Below are 20,469 nucleotides of genomic sequence, written 5' to 3'. Positions count from 1 at the left end.
ACCAGGACCTCACAGGACGCACTCCGCCTCGTCGTACCGCTCCGAGGGCACTGTCTTCAGTGTCTCCACGGCCTCCGCCAGCGGCACCATCACGATGTCCGTACCGCGCAACGCCGTCATCCTGCCGAACTCCCCGCGGTGCACCGCCTCCACCGCGTGCCAGCCGAAGCGCGTGGCCAGGACGCGGTCGTACGCGGTGGGCGTGCCACCGCGCTGCACATGTCCGAGGATGACCGGACGGGCCTCCTTGCCCAGCCGCTCCTCCAGCTCGATGGAGAGCTGCCGGGCGATCCCGGCGAAACGCTCGTGGCCGTAGATGTCCTTGCCGCCCTCGTCGAACTCCATGGAGCCGGCCTTCGGCTTGGCACCCTCGGCCGCCACCACGATCGCGAACCGCTTGCCCGCCTCGAACCGCTCGCCGACCTTCCGGGTCAGCTCCTCGATGTCGAAGGGGCGCTCCGGCACCACGATGGCGTGCGCACCGGCCGCCATGCCGGAATGCAGCGCGATCCAGCCCGTGTGGCGGCCCATGACCTCCACGATCAGCACGCGCTGGTGCGACTCGGCGGTGGTCTTCAGCCGGTCCAGGGCCTCGGTGGCGACGCCGACGGCCGTGTCGAAGCCGAAGGTGACGTCCGTGACCGCGATGTCGTTGTCGATGGTCTTCGGCACGCCGACGATGGGCAGGCCGTTGTCCGACAACAGGCGGGCCGCCTTCAGCGTGCCCTCACCGCCGATCGGGATGATCGCGTCCAGGCCGAGCTCCTCGACGTGCCCCTTGGCCCGCGCCACACCGTCCCGCAGATGCTCCGGGCGGACCCGGGAGGAGCCGAGGATGGTGCCGCCACGCGCCAGGATTCCGCTCACGGCGTCGAGGTCGAGCTTGAGGTAGTCGCACTCCAGGAGGCCCTTCCAGCCGTCCAGGAACCCGATGACCTCGTCGCCGTGGTCGACGACGGCACGGTGCACGACGGACCGGATGACGGCGTTCAGGCCGGGGCAGTCGCCGCCGGACGTGAGGACACCAATGCGCATAGCCCGATTACCTTCTAGACGTGGGCCGGGTAACCGGACCACGCTGTCCGGCTGGATCCCGGCCACCCTACCGGCGTGAGGGGGTGGCTCCGTAGCAGGCGTCCGCCTGCTGGACGCGCCCGCACATGTGAGCGGACGGGCCGTCAGGCGGGCCTGCGGACCACTCTCCCCTACAGCGCTTGAAGGCGCCTTAAAGGGCTGTGTAACCCGGCTGCGCAGCTGTACCTACGCAGGCTGCTGCGCAGCCGTACCTACGCAGGCTGCTGCGCAGCCGCGATGCGCTCGTTGCGGAGCGCCTCGTACCACCGGTCGTCGATCGGCGGCAGTGCGTTGACGTCGAGCGCCAGCTTCAGCAGCAGGTCGGCGATCTGCGGGTTGCGGGCCAGGGCGGGCCCGTGCATGTACGTACCGAAGACGGTGTCGTTGTACGCGCCCTCGGTGCCGTCGCCGGTGCCGTTGCCCTTGCCCAGCCGCACCTGGGCGAGGGGGCGGGCGGTGGGGCCGAGGTGGGTGATGCCCTGGTGGTTCTCGAAGCCGGTCAGCGGAGGCAGGCCGAGGCGCGGGTCGATGTCCGCGAGGACGTCGCCGACGCACCGCTCGCCCTCGTTGCGCACCGTGGTCACGTCCAGCAGACCGAGGCCGGGCTCGCGCTGACCGAGGTCGTTGACGAACTCGTGGCCGAGGATCTGGTAGCCGGCGCAGACCGCGAAGACGATCGCGCCGTTCTGCACCGCCTGGTACAGGTGCCCGTCGCGGCGCAGCCGCTCGGCGGCGAGCCGCTGCGGCCGGTCCTCGCCGCCGCCGATCAGATAGATGTCACCGGAGGTGGGGATCGGCTGGTCGCTGCGCACGTCGAGCCGCGCCACGTCCAGACCGCGCTGCCGGGCCCGCCGCTCGATGACCAGCGCGTTGCCCTGGTCGCCGTAGGTGCTCAGCAGGTCCGGGTAGATCCACACCAGCCGCAGTTGGTTGTCGCTCATGAAGGGATCGTCACTCCGTTGTCCGATGTGGTCAGTTGCCGACGCGGCGGCGCAGGTCCTGGAACGCGGTGTAGTTCGCGATGACCTCGACCCGGCCCGGCGGGCACACCTGAACGGCCTCGTCCAGGTTCTCGCAGACCTGGAAGTGCTGGTTCGCGACCTCCAGGCGCACCGCGAGGTCCAGCTTCCGGTCGCCGATGACGAAGATCGGATGGCCGGTCAGCCGGGTGTAGTCGACGTCCCACAGCCAGGAGGTGTCCGTGCCGTCGGCACCGCGGGCGTTCACGGAGAGGATCACCGGGGCGGGCGGCGGGTCGATGAGCGAGAACGTCTCCAGCCAGCCGGCCGGGTTCTTCGCCAGCAGCAGGCGCAGGTCACGGCCCTGGAACTGCACGACGTCGTACCGTCCCGCGACCGCCTGCACCTGGTACATCCGCTCCAGGCCGACCTGCGGCGGCACACCGAAGACGGCGGCGACGGCCGCCGAGGAGGTGGCGTTGGCCTTGTTGGCGCGGCCCGGCAGCTGCAGGTGGATGGGCCAGGCGGAGCCGTGCGGGTCGAGGACGTGGTCCCCGGACAGCGCCCAGCTCGGCGTCGGACGGCGGAAGCCGCACTCGCCGCAGAACCAGTCGTCGCCCGGCCGCTGCATCACACCGCCGCAGGAGGGGCAGGACCAGGCGTCGTCCTTCCACATCTGCCCGGCGGCGACCCAGATCACATTGGGGGAGGAGGACGCGGCCCACACCACCAGCGGGTCGTCGCAGTTGGCGACGATGACGGCCTTGGTGCCGGCCAGCCCCTCGCGCCAGTTCTCGGCCAGCATCCGGGTCTCGGCGGCGCGGTCGAGCTGGTCGCGGGAGAGGTTCAGCAGCGCGATGCACTTGGGGTCGGTGTCCCGGGCCACACCGGCCAGGTACTTCTCGTCGACCTCGATCACGGCGAACTTGGCGTCCGAGCCGCCCGCCAGCGCCGAGGTGATGCCGGCCGGCATGTTGGCGCCGAGCGCGTTGGAGACGACCGGGCCGGCGGCCCGCAGAGCCTCCGCGATGAGCCGGGTGGTCGTGGTCTTTCCGTTGGTCGCCGACACCAGGACGACGTCCAGGTTCTGGGCGAGCCGGGCCAGGAGGTCGGGGTCGAGCTTGAGCGCCACCCGGCCGCCGATCACCGATCCGCTGCCGCGCCCCGCTGCGCGCGACGCCGCCGCGACCGCTTTGCCCGCGGTCACGGCCAGCTTGGCCCGCGGCGTGAGCGGGTCCGAGTTGCCTGCCATCAGTTCTCGATCCTCCTTGCGTACGCGCCGCGCCTTGAGCCATCCGGCAACGTGGTGTGGCCTCAGCCTATCGAGATCCACTCACATGCCCGAACCGCGGCCCACGTCTGCGCGGCGGGCATGGGCCGAAGGAACCGTACCCTTGCGGCCATGCGACACGGTTTCATCCCGGGCGCCCGCGGGCGGGTCCGGCCTCTCACCCTGCTCGGCGACGCGGCGCTGCGCGAGCCGTGCGGGGACGTCACCGACTTCGGTCCCGAACTGTCCGCGCTCGTGGAGGACCTGTTCGCCACCATGTACGCGGCCCGGGGTGTGGGTCTGGCCGCCAATCAGATCGGGGTGCCACAACGGGTGTTCGTATACGACTGCCCGGACGACGACGATGTGCGGCATCTCGGGCACGTGGTGAACCCGCGGCTGGTGGAGGCGGACGGCCTGGTGCTCCGGGGCCCGGAGGGCTGCCTGTCCCTGCCGGGGCTCGAGGCGGGGACGGAGCGGTACGACCACGCGGTGGTCGAGGGCCGCACGGTGACCGGGGAGCCGGTCACCGTGCACGGCACGGGGTTCTTCGCGAGGTGCCTGCAGCACGAGTGCGACCACCTGGAGGGCCGGCTGTACGCGGACCGTCTGACGGGCTGGCGTCACCGCAGGCTGATGCGGCAGGTGGCGCGTGCCTCCTGGGGCCGGTGACGACGCCCGCCCGGGAGGGCGGGACCGTGCCACGCGGCGGTCAGAACCCCGGACCGCCCATCCTGTCCCCGGCCGCCGCCAGACGCCCCCAGAGCAGGTCGGCCAGGCTGCGCACCAATTCCGCGCGTGAGCAGGGACGTTCGCCCAGCCACCAGTCACCCGCCGCGTGCATCATCCCGACGATCCCGTGCCCCCACACCCGGGCCAGCTGCTGGCTCCCCGGTCCGAGGTCCAACCGGTCCTCGATCACCTGGGCGAGCTCCTCGCCCATCCGGCGGAGCAGCGGCGCGGAGTGCTTGCCGACGTCGAACCCCTGGTCACCGGCCTGACCGCCCTCCGACGGGTGCATCAGGAACCGGTACACCTGGGGCCGGGCCTCGATCGCGGCGAGGTAGGTGTCCAGCGTGGCCTCCACCCGGTCCCGCCGGTCGGCAGGCGCGTCCAGCGCGGCCCGCAGGGAATCGAGCAGGGCGTCCGTGTGCCGCTTGGCCAGGGCGGCGTAAAGTCCGCCCTTGTCCCCGAAGTGGCGGTAGAGGATCGGTTTGGTGATGCCGGCCTCCGCCGCGATGGCGTTCATCGAGGCCTGCGGGCCGTCGCGGAGCACCACCCGGTCGGCGGCCTCCAGCAGCTCGCGCCGCCGGCGGTCGGCGGATCGCTGCTGATCGGTTCGCTGCGTGGTTTCCATGTGCTCTCCCCACCCGTGCTGGTTCGGTGACGCCTGCGCAAACTAACACTGCGTGCCTCTGACATCGAACGGAAGCGGCAGGCCCTTGTGGAGTTGACTTTCCCTACCGACGAGTAACACACTGGGTGTTACCGCTAGTAACATGCACAGCCGCTGGAGGGGACATGGCCGAGTTCACCATGGAGCTCAACGACGAACAGAAGGAGGTCCGGGACTGGCTGCACGGCTTCGCCGCCGACGTCATCCGGCCCGCGGCCGCCGAATGGGACGAGCGTGAGGAGACTCCCTGGCCGGTCATCCAGGAGGCCGCGAAGGTCGGCATCTACTCCCTCGACTTCTACGCCCAGCAGTACTTCGACCCCACGGGCCTCGGCATCCCGATGGCCATGGAGGAGCTGTTCTGGGGTGACGCGGGCATCGCCCTGTCCATCGTGGGCACCGGCCTCGCCGCCGTGGGCGTTCTCGCCAACGGGACCGAGGAGCAGATCGGCACCTGGATCCCGCAGATGTACGGCGACGCCAACGACGTGAAGGTGGCCGCCTTCTGCTCCTCCGAGCCCGACGCCGGCTCCGACGTGGCCTCCATGCGCACGCGCGCGGTGTACGACGAGGCCAAGGACGAGTGGGTGATCAACGGCACGAAGACCTGGGCGACCAACGGCGGCATCGCCAACGTCCACGTGGTCGTCGCCGTCGTCGACCCGGAGCTGGGCTCCAAGGGCCACGCCTCCTTCATCGTCCCGTCGGGCACGCCGGGCCTCGCCCAGGGCCAGAAGTTCAAGAAGCACGGCATCCGCGCCTCCCACACCGCCGAGGTCATCCTCGACAACGTGCGCGTCCCCGGCTCCTGCCTGCTCGGCGGCAAGGAGAAGCTGGACGAGCGCCTCGCCCGGGCCCGGGAGCGGGCCAAGGCGGCCAAGGCGGGGGGAGAGCGGGTGAAGAACGCGGCCATGGCCACGTTCGAGGCGTCCCGTCCGGCCGTCGGCGCCATGGCGGTGGGCACCGCCCGGGCCGCGTACGAGGTCGCCCTCGACTACGCCAGGACCCGTGAGCAGTTCGGCCGGCCGATCATCGACAACCAGGGTGTGGCCTTCCAGCTCGCGGACATGCGCACATCCATCGACGCCGCCCGGCTGCTGGTCTGGCGCGCCTCCTGGATGGCGGTCAACGGCAGGCCGTTCACCGCGGCCGAGGGCTCGATGTCCAAGCTGTTCGCCAGCGAGACCGCGAAGAAGGTCACCGCGCAGGCGATCCAGATCCTGGGCGGCAACGGATACACCCGTGAGTACCCGGTGGAGCGGATGCACCGCGACGCGGCCATCTACACCATCTTCGAGGGCACGAGCGAGATCCAGCGCCTGGTGATCGCGAGGACGCTCGCCGGGATGCCGATCCGGTGACCCCGCGGCTCACCGGTGCCGCAGCGGCGTGAGCTGCTCGATGTCGTAGCGCTTTCTCAGGGCCTCGATCGCCTCGTGGTCGGGTGGCCCCCCGCTCCCCAGGATCTCCAGCAGCTCCTCGAAGTAGCGCTCGTGATCCGGGGGCGGGGAGGCCTGGAAGAACATCTTCGCCGGCGCCTCCGTCGGGTTCGCGAACGCGTGCGGGCAACCCGGCGGTACGACGATGACCGTGCCCGGGGTCGCCCGGACCACCCGGCTGCCCGAGCTCGACTCCCAGTTCCGCCAGTTGTCGGGGGTCCGGACACGCGGCTCGAAGGCGAGCACGTCCAGCTCGCCCTCCAGCACGTAGAACAACTCCTCGCTGCGCGTGTGCACATGGGCGCCCACGTCGAAGCCCGGCGGGACCTCCACCTCGAAGGTGGAGGCCGTCCGGGAGTGCGTGCCGGTCACCTTGAAGGTCACGCGCTGGGCGGGCGTCTGCACCACCCGGCCGTGGCCCGGTGGCACGAGCAGCCCCTCGGTCGCCGTCATCGGTTCCTCAGGCCGTCCCTTCGTTCTCGAGGCGCCAGCGGCCCAGCGTCATCTCCGCGGTGATGCCGGGACCGAACCCGGCCAGCAGCCCGCGCGCCCGGTGCTCGGCGCCGCCCTCGTCGAACAACCGGCGCAGGGCGTCCAGCACCACCGCGCTGGCGATGTTGCCGTACTCGGTGAGCGTGGCCCGGCTGAACCGGAACGCTTGCGGCTCGACCTGCAGGAACTTGCTGAGGTCGTCGAGTATTCGGGGACCGCCGGCGTGGATGATGTAGAAGTCCAGGTCGGACGCGTCCCAGCCGTGCCTGTCGGCCAGGCCCTGCAGGGCCGGAGCGAGCGGCTCCATCGTCGCCGGGACCCGCTTGTCCAGCAGGAAGTGGAAACCGGTGGCCCGGACGTCGTACGCGATCCAGTCCTCCGTCTTGGGGATCAGGTACGAGCCGTTGCGCTCGAGCTCCACGCCGGTGCCGCCCCGGCCCCGGACCACGGCTGCGGCGATGCCGTCGCCGAACAGGCCGTTGGAGAGCAGCGAGCCGATCCCGAGGTCGGTGGGCTGGTAGCACAGCGAGCAGAACTCGCACGCCACGATCAGCGCGTTGGCCTCGGGGTAGGCCGTGCAGAAGTCATGGGCCCGGTTGATCGCGGCACCGCCGGCCGCACAGCCCAGCTGGGCTATGGGCAGCTGCCGGGTGGTGCTGTCGAAGGCCATCTCGTTGATCAGCCACGCCGTGAGCGAGGGCATCATGAACCCCGTGCACGAGACGAAGACGATCGCGTCGATGTCCGTGGTGAGCAGCTCCGCGTCGTCGAGCGCGCGCTGGATGACCGCGGGCACCCGGGCCTTCGCCTCGGCCTCGTAGCGGTGGTTGCGCTCCTCGAAGCCCGGGTGCTTCAGGGTCTCCTCGATGGGCTGCACGATGTGCCGGGTCCTGACGCCCGTGTTCTCGATCAGTCGGAGGGCCAGCGGCAGCTGTGGGTGGTCGGCGTGGCGGGAGCGCGCCAGCTCCAGCGTCTCCTCCATCGTGATCACGTGCTCCGGAACCGACACCGAGGGTCTGCACAAAGTCGCCATGAACCGTGCCTGCTTTCGCCGTCCTGCGGGCTCGCGCCCACCGGTGAGAGGGTGGTTCACCTCAGGGGGTGGTCCATCCACGATCACCCGGGAGGGCGACGATCTCGCGTCGGGTTACTCCAGACCGGTGACGCCCCGGCAGGCTCGGGCAGGCGCTACGGCGTGCCCCCGCTGCTGTGCGCGATGCACGCCACGTCGATCCGGTCGGCCAGCTTGGCCAGCTCGATCGTCAGCGCGGCCACCGTGTCCTCGTCGAGCCCCTCCTGCCCCGCCTCGACCAGACGCAGCCACCTTCCGCCCACCGTGCGCAGCAGCTTGCTCACTTCGGCCGCGGACACCTGCAAGGTACCGCGGTCGTCGACGATCAGAGGCAGAGTCACTTCGCGGTTCACAGACGGGATGGTAGTCGTGGAACCCTCACGCACCCTGCCAAACGGTCGTGATGTTGCAGAACTCCCGGATTCCGTGCCCGGACAGCTCACGTCCGTACCCGGACCGCTTCACACCCCCGAACGGAAACGCCGGGTGGGACGCCGTCATGCCGTTGACGTACACGGACCCGGCCTCCAGGTCCCGCGCGAACCGCTCGACCTCGCTCTCCTCCCGCGTCCAGACATTCGAACTGAGTCCGAACAGCGAGTCGTTGGCGATGAGGATCGCCTCGTCCAGGTCCCCGGCCCGGTACAGGGTCGCCACCGGCCCGAACGCCTCCTCCCGGTGGATGCGCATCTCCCGGGTTACCCCGGCGAGCACGGTCGGCGGGTAGAACCAGCCGGGCCCGTCCGGCCGCTCCCCGCCGCACAGCACCTGGGCCCCGGCGCGCTTGGCGTCGTCGACCAGCTCCTCCAGGTCGGCCCGTCCCTGTTCACTGGCGAGCGGCCCGATGTCCGTGCCCTCCTCCAGGGGATCGCCGGTCTTCAGCGCCTTCATGCCCGCGACGAACTTCTCGGTGAAGGCGTCGTAGACGTCCGAGTGCACGATGAACCGCTTGGCGGCGATGCACGACTGCCCGGTGTTCTGCGTCCGTGCGGTCACCGCGATCTCGGCCGCCCGGTCGATGTCGGCGGAGGGCATGACGACGTACGGATCACTGCCGCCCAGCTCCATCACCGTCTTCTTGATCATTTCCCCGGCGGTGGAGGCGACCGCCCGCCCGGCCGGCTCGCTGCCCGTCAGGGTCGCGGCCTTCACGCGGTCGTCGCGCAGGATGTCGTCCACCGCCGCCGAGCCGATCAGCAGCGTCTGGAAACAGCCCTCCGTGAAGCCCGCCCGATGGAACAGGTCCTCCAGGTACAGGGCCGTCTGGGGGACGTTCGACGCGTGCTTGAGCAGACCCACGTTGCCCGCCATCAGCGCGGGCGCGGCGAACCGGACGACCTGCCACAGCGGGAAGTTCCAGGGCATCACCGCGAGGACCGGGCCCAGCGGGCGGTACCGGACCCGTACCCGGGACGCGCCCGAGTCCCGTACGTCCGCGTCGGCGGGTTCCTCGTCGGCGAGCAGCCCCTCGGCGCGTTCGGCGTACCAGCGCATGGCCTTGGCGCACTTGGCGGCCTCCGTCCGCGCCTGCTTGATCGGCTTGCCCATCTCGGTGGTCATGATCCGGGCGATCTCCCCCTGGTCCTCGTCGAGGAGGTCGGCGGCCCGGTTGAGCAGCCGGGCGCGGTCCGCGAAGGAGGTCGTCCGGTAGGTGCGGAACGTGGCCTCGGCGAGCTGGAGCCGGCGCTCCACCTCCTCCTCGCCCATGGCCTCGTACGTCTTGATCGTCTCCCCGTTCGCCGGGTTCACCGTCGCGATGGGCATGGCTGACCTCCCTAGGAGCAGGGCTGTGTTACGACCTTCCAACGCGGCGGCCGGCGCCGCAACGCGGAGCGGTCCTGTCGGCAGGCGAACCGCGGGGCGACTCACCTGTCGGTCGAGTGCTCCGCCAGCCGGTCCAGAAACGCGGCCTGCGCCGTGACGATCACCGCACGGGCCCGGTCCAGGCCGAACCACGCCACGCGGTCCAGTTCGGGGAACCGCTGCAAGCGCCCCGACCTCGGCGGCCACTCCATGGTGAAGGTGCCCGGCTCGATCGTCTCCGGGTCGAGTCCGGCCTCGACCGCCCAGGCCGTGACGATCTTGCCGCCGGTCTGCCGGACCTCGCCCAGCGCCACCGCCCTCCCGTCGGGCGGCGGCAGGCCCAGTTCCTCCTGGAACTCCCGGCGGGCCGCGTCCCAGGCGGGCTCGCCGGGCTCGTACTCGCCCTTCGGGACGGTCCAGGCACCCGCGTCCTTCCTGCTGAAGTACGGGCCGCCCATGTGACCGAGCAGCACCTGCAGGCCGTCGGCCGTGTGCCGGAACAGCAGCAGTCCGGCACTGCGCCTCGGCGCCGCCGGGCTCACGGCCTCACCTCCGGGTGCGCGGCCAGCAGCGTCTCCACGGTGTCCGCCTCCTCCGGGCGCTTGTCGTCGCGGTAACGGACGACACGGGCGAAGCGGAGGGTCACACCGGCCGGGTACCGGGAGGAACGCTGCAGGCCGTCGTAGGCGATCTCCACGACGAGTTCGGGGCGCACGGTCACCCCCCAGGCGTGCTCCCGGACCGCCAGTTCGGCCAGCCGCCCGGTCTGCCAGGCGAGCATCGCGTCGGTCATGCCCTTGAAGGTCTTGCCGAGCATGGCGAAACCGCCGTCCGCGCCGCGGGCGCCGAGGTGGAGGTTGGACAGCTTGCCGGTGCGGCGGCCGTGCCCCCATTCGGCGGCCAGCACGACCAGGTCGAGGGTGTGCACCGGTTTGACCTTCAGCCAGGACGCGCCGCGCCGGCCCGCGCTGTAGGGAGCGTCCAGCGCCTTGACCACCACGCCCTCGTGGCCGCGCGCCAGGGTGGCGGCGAGGAACCGTTCCGCCCCGGCCATGTCCTCGGGGCTCTCCGGCCGGGGCACCAGCGTCCTGCGGACCCGCATCGGGTCGGGCACCAGCCGGGCCAGCTCCGCGTGCCGCTCGGCGAACGGCAGGTCGAGCAGATCACGGCCGTCGACCGCGAGCGCGTCGAAGAAGACGGGGGAGACGGGCACCTCCTCGGCGGCCCTCGCCACGTCCACCCGCGACCCGACCCGGCCCGCCGTCTCCTGGAAGGAGCGGGGCCGCCCGGCGGCGTCGAAGGAGATCACCTCGCCGTCCAGGATGAACCGCTCGCCCGCGAGGCCCCGTGCGGCCGAGGCCACTTCCGGCAGCCGGTCGGTGATGTCGTCCAGGGTGCGGGTGACGATGCGCACGGTGGGCCCGTCCCGGTGGACCTGGACCCGGATGCCGTCCAGTTTCTCCTCGACCGCGCAGGCGCCCAGTTTCCCGACCGCCTCGGCGACCGAGGAGGCGCTGTGCGCCAGCATCGGCAGCACCGGGCGGCCGACGGTGAGCCGGAAGCGGTCCAGCGCCCCCGGCCCTTCGGCCAGCAGCGCCCCGGCGACCGTCTGCAGCGAACCGGCGAGCATCACCGCCCGCCGGACGTCCCCGGCGGCCGCACCGGTCGCCTCGGCCAGCCCTTCCACGGCGACCGCGTCCAACGCGCCCTGCCGGACCTCGCCGGTGATCAGCCCGAGCAGGAAGCGCTGCTCGTCCTCGGTGGCCGCGCCCATAAGCTCGCCGACCAGCCGTGTGCGTTCCGCCTGTGAGCCGGGCCCGGAGACCTTGCCGAGCTCGGTGAGCCGGGCGTCGACCTCCGCCACGGTGAGGGACGGCCCGGCGGCGGGCGGCACACGGCGGGACAGCACCTTCCAGCCGACCCCGAGCCGCCCCTGCGGCAGCCGTCCCGCCAGGTACGGGATGACGATCGGCACGTCGTCCGCCTCCGCCTCCCGGAACAGCTCGGCGAGCAGGGCGGTCTTCCTGGACCGCGCCGAGGTGGCGGCGACCTCGCGGGACACGTGGGCGAGCCGGGACAGCAGCATGCAGCCATAGTGCTCCAGCGCCGCCGGGGCTACACCCCCGCGGCCGCGTCGAGGTCTGCGAACAGCAGCTCACCGTTGATCGCCGCGCCCGCCCGGTAACCCCGGCTCGCCGCGTTGACCACCTGCTCCGCGAAACCGCTCGCGTTGCCCGCCGCCCACAGCCCGGGCACGGTGGTCAGGCCGCGTTCGTCGATCACCGGGTAGGCGCCGAACGGGGTCTCCCGCAGTTCCGCGCCCAGCCGGGCAAGCAGATCGGTGCGCGGCACGGCCCGGGGCGCGACGAACAGCACATCGCGGTCGTACGCCGGTCCGTCCGCGAGCCTGACGCCGGTGAGCCGGTCCCCGGCGGCGACCACCTCGGCCACCTCGCCGGGTACCACCCGGACCCCGGCTGCCGCCAGCCTGCGCACATCGTCGTCGGTGAGCCGCTCCTCGGTGATCTCGTGCAGGAACAGTGTCACGTCCTTGGACCACTGGGTGACCATGAGGGCCTGGTGGACGCTCATGGGGGTGGTGGCGAGCACGCCGAACGCCCGGTCGCGCACCTCCCAGCCATGGCAGTACGGGCAGTGCAGCACATCCCGGCCGAAGCGCTCGGCGAGGCCCGCGACCGGCGGCAGCTCGTCCTTGAGACCGGTGGCGACGACCAGCTGCCGGGCGTGGACGGTCCGCCCGCTCTCCAGCAGCACGGTGAAGCCCGTGCCCTCGGCGGCGTCCCTGGCGGCGTCCACCGCCCGGTCCCGGACCAGTTCGACGCCGTAGCGCGCGATCTCCTCCCGGCCGGCGGCCAGGAACTCGGCGGGTGGCATCCCGTCCCGCGACAGATAGCCGTGCATGTGTGCGGCGGGCGCGTTGCGCGGTTCGCCCACGTCGGCGACCAGGGTGCGGCGCCGCGCCCGGCCCAGGACCAGGGCGGCGGACAGTCCGGCCGCGCCGCCTCCGACGATGACGACTTCGTAGGTGTTCTCGCTGCTCTCGGTCATGCCGAGACGGTCACCCGGCGCCCGCCCTGTTGACAAACGTTGTTGCCGATCCTGCAATTGCGGCCATGACGACCGACGAGGTACTGGCCGAGGTGGGTCCCAGGCTGCGCCGCATCCGCAAGGACCGGGAGGTGACCCTGGCCGCGCTCTCGGAGGCGACCGGGATCTCCGTCAGCACCCTCTCCCGGCTCGAATCGGGTCTGCGCAGGCCCAGCCTCGAACTGCTGCTGCCGATCGCCCAGGCCCATCAGGTGCCGCTGGACGAGCTGGTCGGCGCCCCGCCGGTGGGGGATCCGCGCGTGCGGTCCAAGCCGATCGTGCGGGGCGGGCGCACTCACTGGCCGCTGACCCGGCAGCCCGGCGGGCTGCAGGCGTACAAGGTGCTGGAACCGCGGCGCGGGCTCGAACCCGATCCGCGCACCCACGAGGGCTACGAGTGGCTGTACGTGCTCTCCGGACGTCTGCGGCTGGTGCTCGGCGAGCACGACGTGGTGCTCACGGCCGGTGAGGCCGCGGAGTTCGACACCAGGGTGCCGCACTGGTTCGGGTCGACGGGGGAGGGACCGGTGGAGTTCCTCAGCCTGTTCGGGCCGCAGGGGGAGCGGATGCACGTGCGGGCGCGGCCCCGGGGGCAGTGACGCACGCGACTGTTCCCTGATGGGCAAGCGACCGCTTAGTATGCCGTAGACCCCGTCGGACTGAGCAGTCGTGTGGAGGCACCCGCATGCAGGCATGGCAAGTGCACGAGAACGGCGAGCCGGGCGAGGTGATGCGGCTCGCGGAGGTGGAGCGGCCCACGCCCGGTGACGGCCAGGTCCTGCTGAAGGTGCGTGCCGCCAACATCAACTTCCCGGACGTGCTCATGGCCCGGGGCCAGTACCAGGTCCGGCCGCCGCTGCCGTTCACGCCCGGCGTGGAGATCTGCGGCGAGACCGAGGACGGACGCCGGGTGATCGCCAACCCGGCGCTGCCGCACGGCGGCTTCGCCGAGTACGCCGTCGCCGACGCCGCCGCCGTGCTGCCCGCGCCCGAGTCGCTGGACGACGCCGAGGCCGCCGCCCTGCACATCGGCTACCAGACCGGCTGGTTCGGCCTGCACCGCCGGGCCGGTCTGGAGGCCGGCGAGACGCTGCTCGTCCACGCTGCCGCCGGCGGGGTCGGCAGCGCGGCCGTGCAGCTCGGCAAGGCGGCCGGGGCCACTGTCATCGGCGTGGTGGGCGGCGCCGCCAAGGCCGCCGTCGCCCGCGAGCTGGGCTGTGACGTCGTGATCGACCGGCGTGCCGAGGACGTCGTCGCCGCGGTGAAGGAGGCCACCGCCGGCCGGGGCGCCGACGTGATCTACGACCCGGTCGGCGGCGAGGCCTACGCGCAGTCCGCCAAGGCCGTCGCCTTCGAGGGCCGGATCGTCGTCGTGGGCTTCGCCAGCGGCAGCATCCCGAGCCCCGGCCTCAACCACGCCCTGGTGAAGAACTACTCGATCCTCGGGCTGCACTGGGGCCTGTACAACACCAAGAACCCCAAGCTGGTCCAGCACTGCCACGAGCAGCTCACCGAGCTGGCCGCCCGGGGCGCGATCAAGCCGCTGGTGAGCGAGCGGGTCCCGCTGGCCGCCGCGGCGCAGGCCGTGCAGCGGGTCGGCGACGGGGTCACCACCGGCCGGGTCGCCGTCGTGCCGGCCCTGGAGAACGGAGCCGCGGCATGACCGACGCAGCCGAACTCAAGCGCCGCACGGCCGAGTTGCTGGCCGCGCACCCGCCCGCCGCCACCGACCGGCTGGACTTCCTGCGGGCCCGGTTCGACGCGGGGCTCGCCTGGGTGCACTACCCGGAGGGCCTCGGCGGACTGGGCGCGGCGCGCTCCCTGCAGGCCGTCGTGGACGCCGAACTCCAGGCCGCGGGAGCCCCTGACAACGACTCGCGCCGCAACGGCATCGGGCTCGGCATGGCCGCCCCGACGATCCTCAGGTACGGCACCGAGGAGCAGAAGCGGCGCTATCTGCGGCCGCTGTGGACGGGGGAGGAGGTCTGGTGCCAGCTCTTCAGTGAGCCGGGCGCCGGATCCGACCTGGCCGCGCTGGGCACCCGCGCCGTGCGTGAGGGCGACACATGGGTGGTGAACGGGCAGAAGGTGTGGACGTCCGGCGCGCACAACTCCCGCTGGGCCATCCTCATCGCCCGTACCGACCCGGACGTGCCCAAGCACGCGGGTATCACGTACTTCCTCTGCGACATGACCGACCCCGGCGTCGAGGTCCGGCCCCTGCGCCAGATCACCGGCGAGGCCGAGTTCAACGAGGTCTTCCTCACCGACGTCCGCATCCCCGACTCCCGCCGCCTCGGCGAGGTCGGAGACGGCTGGCGGGTCGCGCAGACCACGCTGAACAACGAACGCGTCGCCATCGGCGGCATGCGGCTGCCCCGAGAGGGCGGCATGATCGGCCCGGTGTCGAAGACCTGGCGCGAACGCCCCGAGCTGCGCACCCACGACCTGCACCAGCGACTGCTGAAACTGTGGGTCGAGGCCGAGGTCTCCCGGCTCACCGCCGAACGTCTGCGCCAGCAGCTCGTCGCCGGCCAGCCCGGCCCCGAGGGTGCCGGAATGAAGCTCGCCTTCGCCCGGCTCAACCAGGAGATCAGCGGCCTCGAAGTCGAACTCCGCGGCGAGGAAGGCCTGTTGTACGACGACTGGACCATGCGCCGCCCCGAGCTGGTCGACTTCACCGGCCGCGACGCCGGCTACCGCTACCTCCGCTCCAAGGGCAACAGCATCGAGGGCGGGACCAGCGAGGTCCTGCTGAACATCGTCGCCGAGCGCGTCCTGGGCCTGCCGGCCGAGCCGCGCACCGACAAGGACGTCGCCTGGAAGGACCTGACCCGATGACGAAGGCGCCCGACCTGCTGTACTCGGAGGAGGAAGAGGCACTGCGGGCCGCCGTGCGTGACCTGCTCGCCGACCACTGCGACGCGTCCGGCGTCATCGCGCGCACCGAGTCCGACGCCCCGCACGACCTCACCGCCTGGAAGGCCCTCGCCGACGGCATGGGCCTCGCGGGCCTGCTGGTGCCCGAGGCGCAGGGCGGTCAGGGCGCCACGCACCGTGAGGCCGCCGTGGTCCTGGAGGAGCTGGGGCGCGCCGTGGCTCCCGTGCCGTTCCTCACCAGCGCCGTCGTCGCCACCGAGGCACTGCTCGCCTGCGACGTCGCCGACGACCTGCTCGCCGAGCTGGCGTCGGGGCGCAGGACCGGAGTCCTCGCCGTCGCGCTGAACGTCGCTCCGGGCGGCGCCTTCAAGGCCGTACGCCACGAGGACGGCATTCTGAACGGGGAGCTGACCGGTGTCGCGGACGCGGCCGCCGCCGACTTGCTGCTGGTGCCGGCCGACGACGGCGGACTGTACGCCTTCGACGTCGGCGCCGACGGCGTGACCGTCACGCCGCAGACCTCCTTCGACCTCACCCGGCCGCTCGCGACCGTCACCCTCGCCGGGGCGGCCGCCCGACGGATCGGCGACGCCGAGCCCGCCGTCCGCCGCGCCCTGCGCGCCGCGGCCGGACTCCTCGCCTCCGAACAACTCGGGCTCGCCGACTGGACGCTGACCGAAACCGTGCGCTACCTCAAGGAGCGCAAGCAGTTCAACCGGCCCGTCGGCGGCTTCCAGGCGCTCAAGCACCGGCTCGCGCAGCTGTGGCTGGAGGTCGTCAACCTCCGGGCCGCCGCCCGCAACGCCGCTGACGCGCTGGCCACCGGCGAGGACGCCGACGTGGCGGTGGCCGTCGCCCAGGCGTACGCGGGGCCGGTCGCCGTCCACGCCGCCGAGGAGGCACTGCAACTGCACGCCGGGATCGGCATGACCTGGGAGCACCCGGTCCATCTGTATCTGAAGCGGGCCAAGGCGGACTCGATCGCCTACGGCACCGCGGGCGCCCACCGCGCCGCGGTGGCGGAACTGGTCGGCCTGCAGGCCCCCTGACGTTCACCGGGAAAGCCCGCCCCACCTGGGGCGGGCTTTTCGGTGTCCCCCTGCCGAGGCGGTGAACACCCGGCGGCGGTCCGGCCAACTCCTCTCCCGCACGGTCCTGTTGGAAGCCGGTGGACCTCATACTCACGGAGATCCCACACGGCCCTCACAGGGAGGCACGGCATGGCCCCCACCACCCGTCGCAGCGCCCTCACCACCCTCGGCGCCGCACTCGTGGGTTCGTTCGCCCTGCCCGGAGCGCAGGCGCGGGCGGCCGAGCGGAAGCACGCCCCGCGCCCGCTGTGGCGCGCCCACGCCCACAACGACTACGAGCACCCCCGGCCGCTCCTCGACGCCCTCGACCACCGCTTCGGCAGCGTCGAGGCCGACGTCTTCCTCGTCGGCGACCAGCTCCTCGTCGGCCACGACGCCACCGAGCTCGACCGTCCCGCACATGCGCAGCAGGTCCGGTTCTGGGCCACCGTTCCTATGGACTGAGCATGAGTGAGTCAGCTCAGCCGCGCACACCGAACGGTTGTGGGCGCACTGGTACCCGGCGTACTCGACCCCGGGGCAGCCACACGGATCCTGTCCGTGGTCCGATCCCGGGAGGCCCCCGCGGCCGGAGGCCGCTATGGACACCGCCCTCACGACCTGGCCAGGTGGGCACGGCCAGAGGCGACGGGGAGGCCCTGAACCATCACGCTGGTGGAGCGGGGGCCCCGCACGCTGGCGCCATGCCCGGCGTCCCAGATCGCACGATCACCGTAGCCCGAACAGCCCAGCACGCCGCAAGCCCGGAGCCCCACGATCACACGATCGAGGTAAACCGTCCTTGTGCGCACTCCCAGCCAGCAGTCGGCGACCCCCGACACGGCGGGCCCGACACGGCGGGCCCGACACGGCGGGCCCGACACGGCGGGCCCGACATGGCGGGCCCGGCCCGGGACGCGCTGTGGTCGGAACTGCTGGCCGCCGGCGTCGACTACTTCAACACCGACGACCTCGCGGGGCTGGAGGCGTTCCTGGACGAGCACCGCGCCTGCTGAACATCACCCGGACAGGGGACATGTCGGCCCACGGGGCGACCCCTCCACTACGCCACACTTGCGGGCGAACGCCGCGAAATGGATGTGGCGGAGGAGGTTCGCGATGGCCGTTTCCATCTCTGTGGTGCTGCTGCTCCTGATCATGGCGGTGATCTTCATCCGCGGCGGGGCGCTGAAGATCTCCCACGCCCTGGTGTGCGTGCTGCTCGGCTTCTACCTGGCCGGCACGAACATGGCCCCCACCATCCACAGCGGGCTCACCACCACCGCCGAACTGGTCGGCAGCCTGAGGCCGTGAGCCCTCCGCGCGTCATGGCGCCGAGAAGACCCCGATGCCGTTGGGCACGGGCCGCTCCGCCCCGCCGCTCGGGTGGTTGCGCACCGATACGGCGGTGGCCCCGGGCTCGCGGGCGACCAGCTCGGTCGAACCGCCACCGTCCAGGCTGAACGCGTCGACCGAGCCCAGCGCCCGCATCTCGTCGGCCACCTCGGCGATCGTCAGACCGCTGCGGTAGGCCGGGGCGCCGTCCAGCGCGAACAGCAGCAGCCGGCGCCCGCCCTCCGCGATGCCCACGGCGGTCCGAACGGCCGACGTGCCGCGGTCCAGGCCCGGCAACGGCTGCCCGGACCGCAGCACCGGATACCCGCCCAGGGCGAAGTGGTAGGGGATCCCGGAGGCGAACGCCACCAGCCGGTGCCGGACCGTCACCCGCTCGCCCGTGGACAGCTTCCGCAGCCGCTGCGCACCCGCCTCCCGGCCGACCAGCACCGTGTTGCCCTCCGCGATGGGGCCGCTGCCGGGCCGGCCGGAGGCCGACACCACACGGCCGTGGCGAACCGTCACCTCGTAGGTGTCCGTACTGCACGGGGCGGCCCGGTCGGTGTCCGTGCCGCAGGTGGCGCGCACCCGGGAGACGCTGCCCCACCGGGCCGTGAAAGCCCCGACGGAGTCCACCGGCAGCGCGTACTGGTTGAGTCCGCCGAGCGGCATCCGCCCCCCGGGTGTGCTCACGGACCCGTCGAGGCGGAGACGGTCCAGGCGGGCCCTGCGGTCGACGCCCACGCCGAAGACGTCCTCGGTGGTCGTGCCGGGCGGCAGGGCCGGACCGAACCGCTGTCCGTCCGGCACCGCCGCCTTGAGCACCCGGCCGTCGGCGATCACCGGGCCCACGGTGGCGCCGGTCGCCTCGACGCCCGGATGCTGCGTCTCGGTGATGTCGAAGAAGTCGCCGTTGACACCGGCCACCGCTCCCGCCGTGTCGGCAAGCCGGGAGACGGGTGCGCGGGCCGCCACCGCGCCCGGGTACAGCAGGCCCAGACGTACCCGAGGGTTGCGCAGGTCCACGGTCAGCAGATGGGCGCGGGTCACGCCCTTGGCCGCGGGGACGTCGAACTCCTCGTAGGTGACACCCGGCGCGATCTCCGTGCCGGCACCCCGTGCGGCGGCGGCCGGTGCGGCACCGGTCAGGGCCGCACCCGCCAGGACGCCGAGGACCGTGAGAACCGTGCAGACCGCTCTGCCCGCTGCGACGTGCTTGCGACGAACCGTCAACTGTGCCCCCTGCTGACTCGACAACTGTCGTGGTCCCAGGGGGAAGTGCAGCAGAAAGCGGCGTCCTGCGCAGTGGCTACGCGTCGACTACGCGAGAACGAGTGAGGAAACGCACCCCCTCGGGTGCCTCCAGCGAGAAACCGCTGCCCCGCCCTGGTACCACGTCCACGATCAGCCGGGTGTGGCTCCACACCTCGTACTGGCTGCGCGACATCCAGAAGGTCACCGGCTCGTCCACGCCCTCGACGACCAGTTCGGCCAGCAGCACGTCCGCGGAGCCGGTGCGGAACTCGCCGTCCGGGTAGCACATGGGCGCACTGCCGTCGCAGCATCCGCCGGACTGGTGGAACATCAGCGGCCCGTGCACGGCATGCAGCCGGCGCAGCAGGTCGGCGGCCTGCGGGGTGAGTTCGACGCGCGGGGTCTCGTCGTCCATGGAGACCGAGTCTCACGGCTCGTGACGGCGACGTCCAGGGGGTCTGCCGTACGGCCCGGGCCTCACCCGCGGCTCATGACCGGGCCGGGGCACCGGTTCGTCAGGTGCCGGTGCCGAGCGGACGGCGTTCCACGACGCAGTGTGCCGCGTACAGCCGTACCGCGTCGTACAACCGGTAGCGGATCCCGCCGTCGTCCCCGATGGCTGTGACGTGGACCATCTGGCGGTGCAGCAACTCCTCGAGGAGGTCCAGGGCGAGATCCGGTGAGGGCGTCACCCGGTCCAGCATGTCCGGCACGCCGAAGTCGCCCCGCACGGCGTGCAGCCGGTTCAGCGACTCCTTCAGCGGGGGCGGCAGCAACCGGTGGTACGCCGTCACGCTCGCCCGCAGGGACAGGTCGCCCACGCGCAGGAAGCCGACGCGGGCCCGCTCGTCCGCGAGACGGTCCGCCAGGTCGCGCAGGGACCGGTGGGGCCGCGCCGTCAGCCACAGGCCGGCGATGTGCAGGGCCAGCGGCAGTCCGGCGCAGGAGCACAGGATGCTCGAGGTGGCCGACCGCTCGGCCCGGATGCGCGCGACCCCGACCAGGTCTTCCAGCACCCGGTGGGCGTCCGGCAGCGCCAGGGTGCCGATCTGGTGGCGTAACAGGCCGGGCAACGCCGGCAGTTCACGCCGTGCGGCGACCAGGACGGCGCTGGGAGCATCGTCCGCGAGCAGCGGGCGGACCTGCGCCTCGCTGTCGACATTGTCGAGGACCACCAGGACCCGGCGCCTGCTCAGCGCGTCCCGCAACCGGGCGGCCGCCTCCTCCGCGCTGTCCGCGGTGGACGCCGCGCCGAGCGAGCGCAGGACGCGGCGGACGAGTCTGTCCGGGGTGAACGGCAGGGAGGAGGAGGGGTAC

At 72.2% G+C, this 20,469-nt stretch carries 21 protein-coding genes and 1 pseudogene; 8 read left to right on the top strand and 14 right to left on the bottom strand.

Going from position 1 to position 20,469, the window contains the following annotated elements:
* Positions 1 to 9 precede the first annotated feature (9 nt).
* The 3 genes from ACWC21_RS15125 to ACWC21_RS15115 all read right to left on the bottom strand — a co-directional run bounded on the left by ACWC21_RS15125 (position 10) and on the right by ACWC21_RS15115 (position 3,285).
* Positions 10 to 1,035 (bottom strand): 6-phosphofructokinase, encoded by a 1,026-nt coding sequence (locus ACWC21_RS15125; RefSeq protein ID WP_450881792.1) that lies wholly within the window; start codon positions 1,033 to 1,035, stop codon positions 10 to 12.
* Positions 1,036 to 1,286: 251 nt separating this feature from the next.
* The gene (locus tag ACWC21_RS15120) at positions 1,287 to 2,015 is read right to left on the bottom strand and encodes a type 1 glutamine amidotransferase (RefSeq protein ID WP_388790108.1); all 729 of its coding nucleotides are present in this window, start codon (positions 2,013 to 2,015) and stop codon (positions 1,287 to 1,289) included.
* Positions 2,016 to 2,046: 31 nt separating this feature from the next.
* Positions 2,047 to 3,285 carry a MurT ligase domain-containing protein gene (locus ACWC21_RS15115; RefSeq protein ID WP_450881789.1) on the bottom strand — a complete coding sequence of 413 codons (1,239 nt, stop codon included), beginning with the start codon at positions 3,283 to 3,285 and terminating at the stop codon, positions 2,047 to 2,049.
* A 150-nt stretch (positions 3,286 to 3,435) separates the two neighbouring features.
* Here ACWC21_RS15115 and def point away from each other — a divergent pair, with 150 nt between their 5' ends.
* On the top strand, positions 3,436 to 3,975 hold the full coding sequence (gene def, locus ACWC21_RS15110) for a peptide deformylase (RefSeq protein WP_450881787.1): 540 nt from the start codon (positions 3,436 to 3,438) through the stop codon (positions 3,973 to 3,975).
* A gap of 40 nt (positions 3,976 to 4,015) precedes the next feature.
* Here the strand turns inward: def and ACWC21_RS15105 are convergent, their stop codons facing one another.
* Positions 4,016 to 4,660 (bottom strand): TetR family transcriptional regulator, encoded by a 645-nt coding sequence (locus tag ACWC21_RS15105; protein WP_450881785.1) that lies wholly within the window; start codon positions 4,658 to 4,660, stop codon positions 4,016 to 4,018.
* A 164-nt stretch (positions 4,661 to 4,824) separates the two neighbouring features.
* Between ACWC21_RS15105 and ACWC21_RS15100 the strand changes: the two genes are divergently transcribed.
* A complete protein-coding gene (locus ACWC21_RS15100; RefSeq protein WP_450881783.1) occupies positions 4,825 to 6,060 on the top strand; it encodes an acyl-CoA dehydrogenase family protein in 1,236 nt (411 codons plus the stop codon).
* A gap of 9 nt (positions 6,061 to 6,069) precedes the next feature.
* Here ACWC21_RS15100 and ACWC21_RS15095 read toward each other — a convergent pair whose 3' ends face one another.
* From ACWC21_RS15095 to ACWC21_RS15065, 7 genes are all read right to left on the bottom strand, one after another.
* Positions 6,070 to 6,591 (bottom strand): cupin domain-containing protein, encoded by a 522-nt coding sequence (locus ACWC21_RS15095; RefSeq protein ID WP_450881782.1) that lies wholly within the window; start codon positions 6,589 to 6,591, stop codon positions 6,070 to 6,072.
* 7 nt (positions 6,592 to 6,598) lie between these two features.
* On the bottom strand, positions 6,599 to 7,723 hold the full coding sequence (locus ACWC21_RS15090) for a type III polyketide synthase (protein ID WP_450881780.1): 1,125 nt from the start codon (positions 7,721 to 7,723) through the stop codon (positions 6,599 to 6,601).
* Between the two features lie 95 nt (positions 7,724 to 7,818).
* Positions 7,819 to 8,055, bottom strand: a complete 237-nt coding sequence (locus ACWC21_RS15085; RefSeq protein ID WP_450881778.1) for a DUF6213 family protein — start codon at positions 8,053 to 8,055, stop codon at positions 7,819 to 7,821.
* 25 nt (positions 8,056 to 8,080) lie between these two features.
* Positions 8,081 to 9,466, bottom strand: coding sequence for an NADP-dependent succinic semialdehyde dehydrogenase (locus tag ACWC21_RS15080; RefSeq protein WP_450881776.1), 1,386 nt, complete (start codon positions 9,464 to 9,466; stop codon positions 8,081 to 8,083).
* Positions 9,467 to 9,567: 101 nt separating this feature from the next.
* Positions 9,568 to 10,047, bottom strand: coding sequence for an NUDIX domain-containing protein (locus tag ACWC21_RS15075; protein WP_450881774.1), 480 nt, complete (start codon positions 10,045 to 10,047; stop codon positions 9,568 to 9,570).
* Complete coding sequence (locus ACWC21_RS15070) at positions 10,044 to 11,591, bottom strand: ATP-dependent DNA ligase (protein ID WP_450881772.1); 1,548 nt, start codon at positions 11,589 to 11,591, stop codon at positions 10,044 to 10,046. Before ACWC21_RS15070 ends, ACWC21_RS15075 begins: the two co-directional genes overlap by 4 nt.
* A gap of 29 nt (positions 11,592 to 11,620) precedes the next feature.
* Positions 11,621 to 12,574, bottom strand: coding sequence for an NAD(P)/FAD-dependent oxidoreductase (locus tag ACWC21_RS15065; RefSeq protein ID WP_450881770.1), 954 nt, complete (start codon positions 12,572 to 12,574; stop codon positions 11,621 to 11,623).
* Between the two features lie 65 nt (positions 12,575 to 12,639).
* Here ACWC21_RS15065 and ACWC21_RS15060 point away from each other — a divergent pair, with 65 nt between their 5' ends.
* The 6 genes and pseudogenes from ACWC21_RS15060 (at position 12,640) to ACWC21_RS15035 (ending at position 17,877) form a co-directional block, all read left to right on the top strand.
* Positions 12,640 to 13,212, top strand: a complete 573-nt coding sequence (locus tag ACWC21_RS15060) for a helix-turn-helix domain-containing protein (protein ID WP_450881768.1) — start codon at positions 12,640 to 12,642, stop codon at positions 13,210 to 13,212.
* Positions 13,213 to 13,298: 86 nt separating this feature from the next.
* A complete protein-coding gene (locus ACWC21_RS15055; protein WP_450881766.1) occupies positions 13,299 to 14,276 on the top strand; it encodes an NADPH:quinone oxidoreductase family protein in 978 nt (325 codons plus the stop codon).
* Complete coding sequence (locus ACWC21_RS15050; protein ID WP_450881764.1) at positions 14,273 to 15,454, top strand: acyl-CoA dehydrogenase family protein; 1,182 nt, start codon at positions 14,273 to 14,275, stop codon at positions 15,452 to 15,454. The genes ACWC21_RS15055 and ACWC21_RS15050 overlap by 4 nt, the downstream gene beginning before the upstream one ends.
* Entirely contained in the window at positions 15,451 to 16,542 is a 1,092-nt protein-coding gene (locus tag ACWC21_RS15045; protein WP_450881762.1) for an acyl-CoA dehydrogenase family protein, read from the top strand. Before ACWC21_RS15050 ends, ACWC21_RS15045 begins: the two co-directional genes overlap by 4 nt.
* Before the next feature lie 171 nt (positions 16,543 to 16,713).
* Positions 16,714 to 17,579 (top strand): annotated as a pseudogene (locus ACWC21_RS15040) (hypothetical protein).
* Between the two features lie 103 nt (positions 17,580 to 17,682).
* Positions 17,683 to 17,877, top strand: coding sequence for a hypothetical protein (locus tag ACWC21_RS15035; RefSeq protein WP_450881760.1), 195 nt, complete (start codon positions 17,683 to 17,685; stop codon positions 17,875 to 17,877).
* Positions 17,878 to 17,889: 12 nt separating this feature from the next.
* Here the strand turns inward: ACWC21_RS15035 and ACWC21_RS15030 are convergent, their stop codons facing one another.
* The 3 genes from ACWC21_RS15030 to ACWC21_RS15020 form a co-directional block, all read right to left on the bottom strand.
* Positions 17,890 to 19,131, bottom strand: a complete 1,242-nt coding sequence (locus tag ACWC21_RS15030) for a phosphodiester glycosidase family protein (protein ID WP_450881759.1) — start codon at positions 19,129 to 19,131, stop codon at positions 17,890 to 17,892.
* A gap of 76 nt (positions 19,132 to 19,207) precedes the next feature.
* Positions 19,208 to 19,567, bottom strand: a complete 360-nt coding sequence (locus ACWC21_RS15025; protein ID WP_450881757.1) for a DUF779 domain-containing protein — start codon at positions 19,565 to 19,567, stop codon at positions 19,208 to 19,210.
* 100 nt (positions 19,568 to 19,667) lie between these two features.
* On the bottom strand, positions 19,668 to 20,469 hold an 802-nt coding region (locus ACWC21_RS15020), incomplete at its 5' end, for an NB-ARC domain-containing protein (RefSeq protein WP_450881755.1).

It is taken from the genome of Streptomyces sp. NPDC001348 (genome assembly GCF_053597535.1).
The sequence above is the reverse complement of the archived record's forward strand: the minus strand, read 5'-3'. Positions and strand labels throughout refer to the sequence as shown.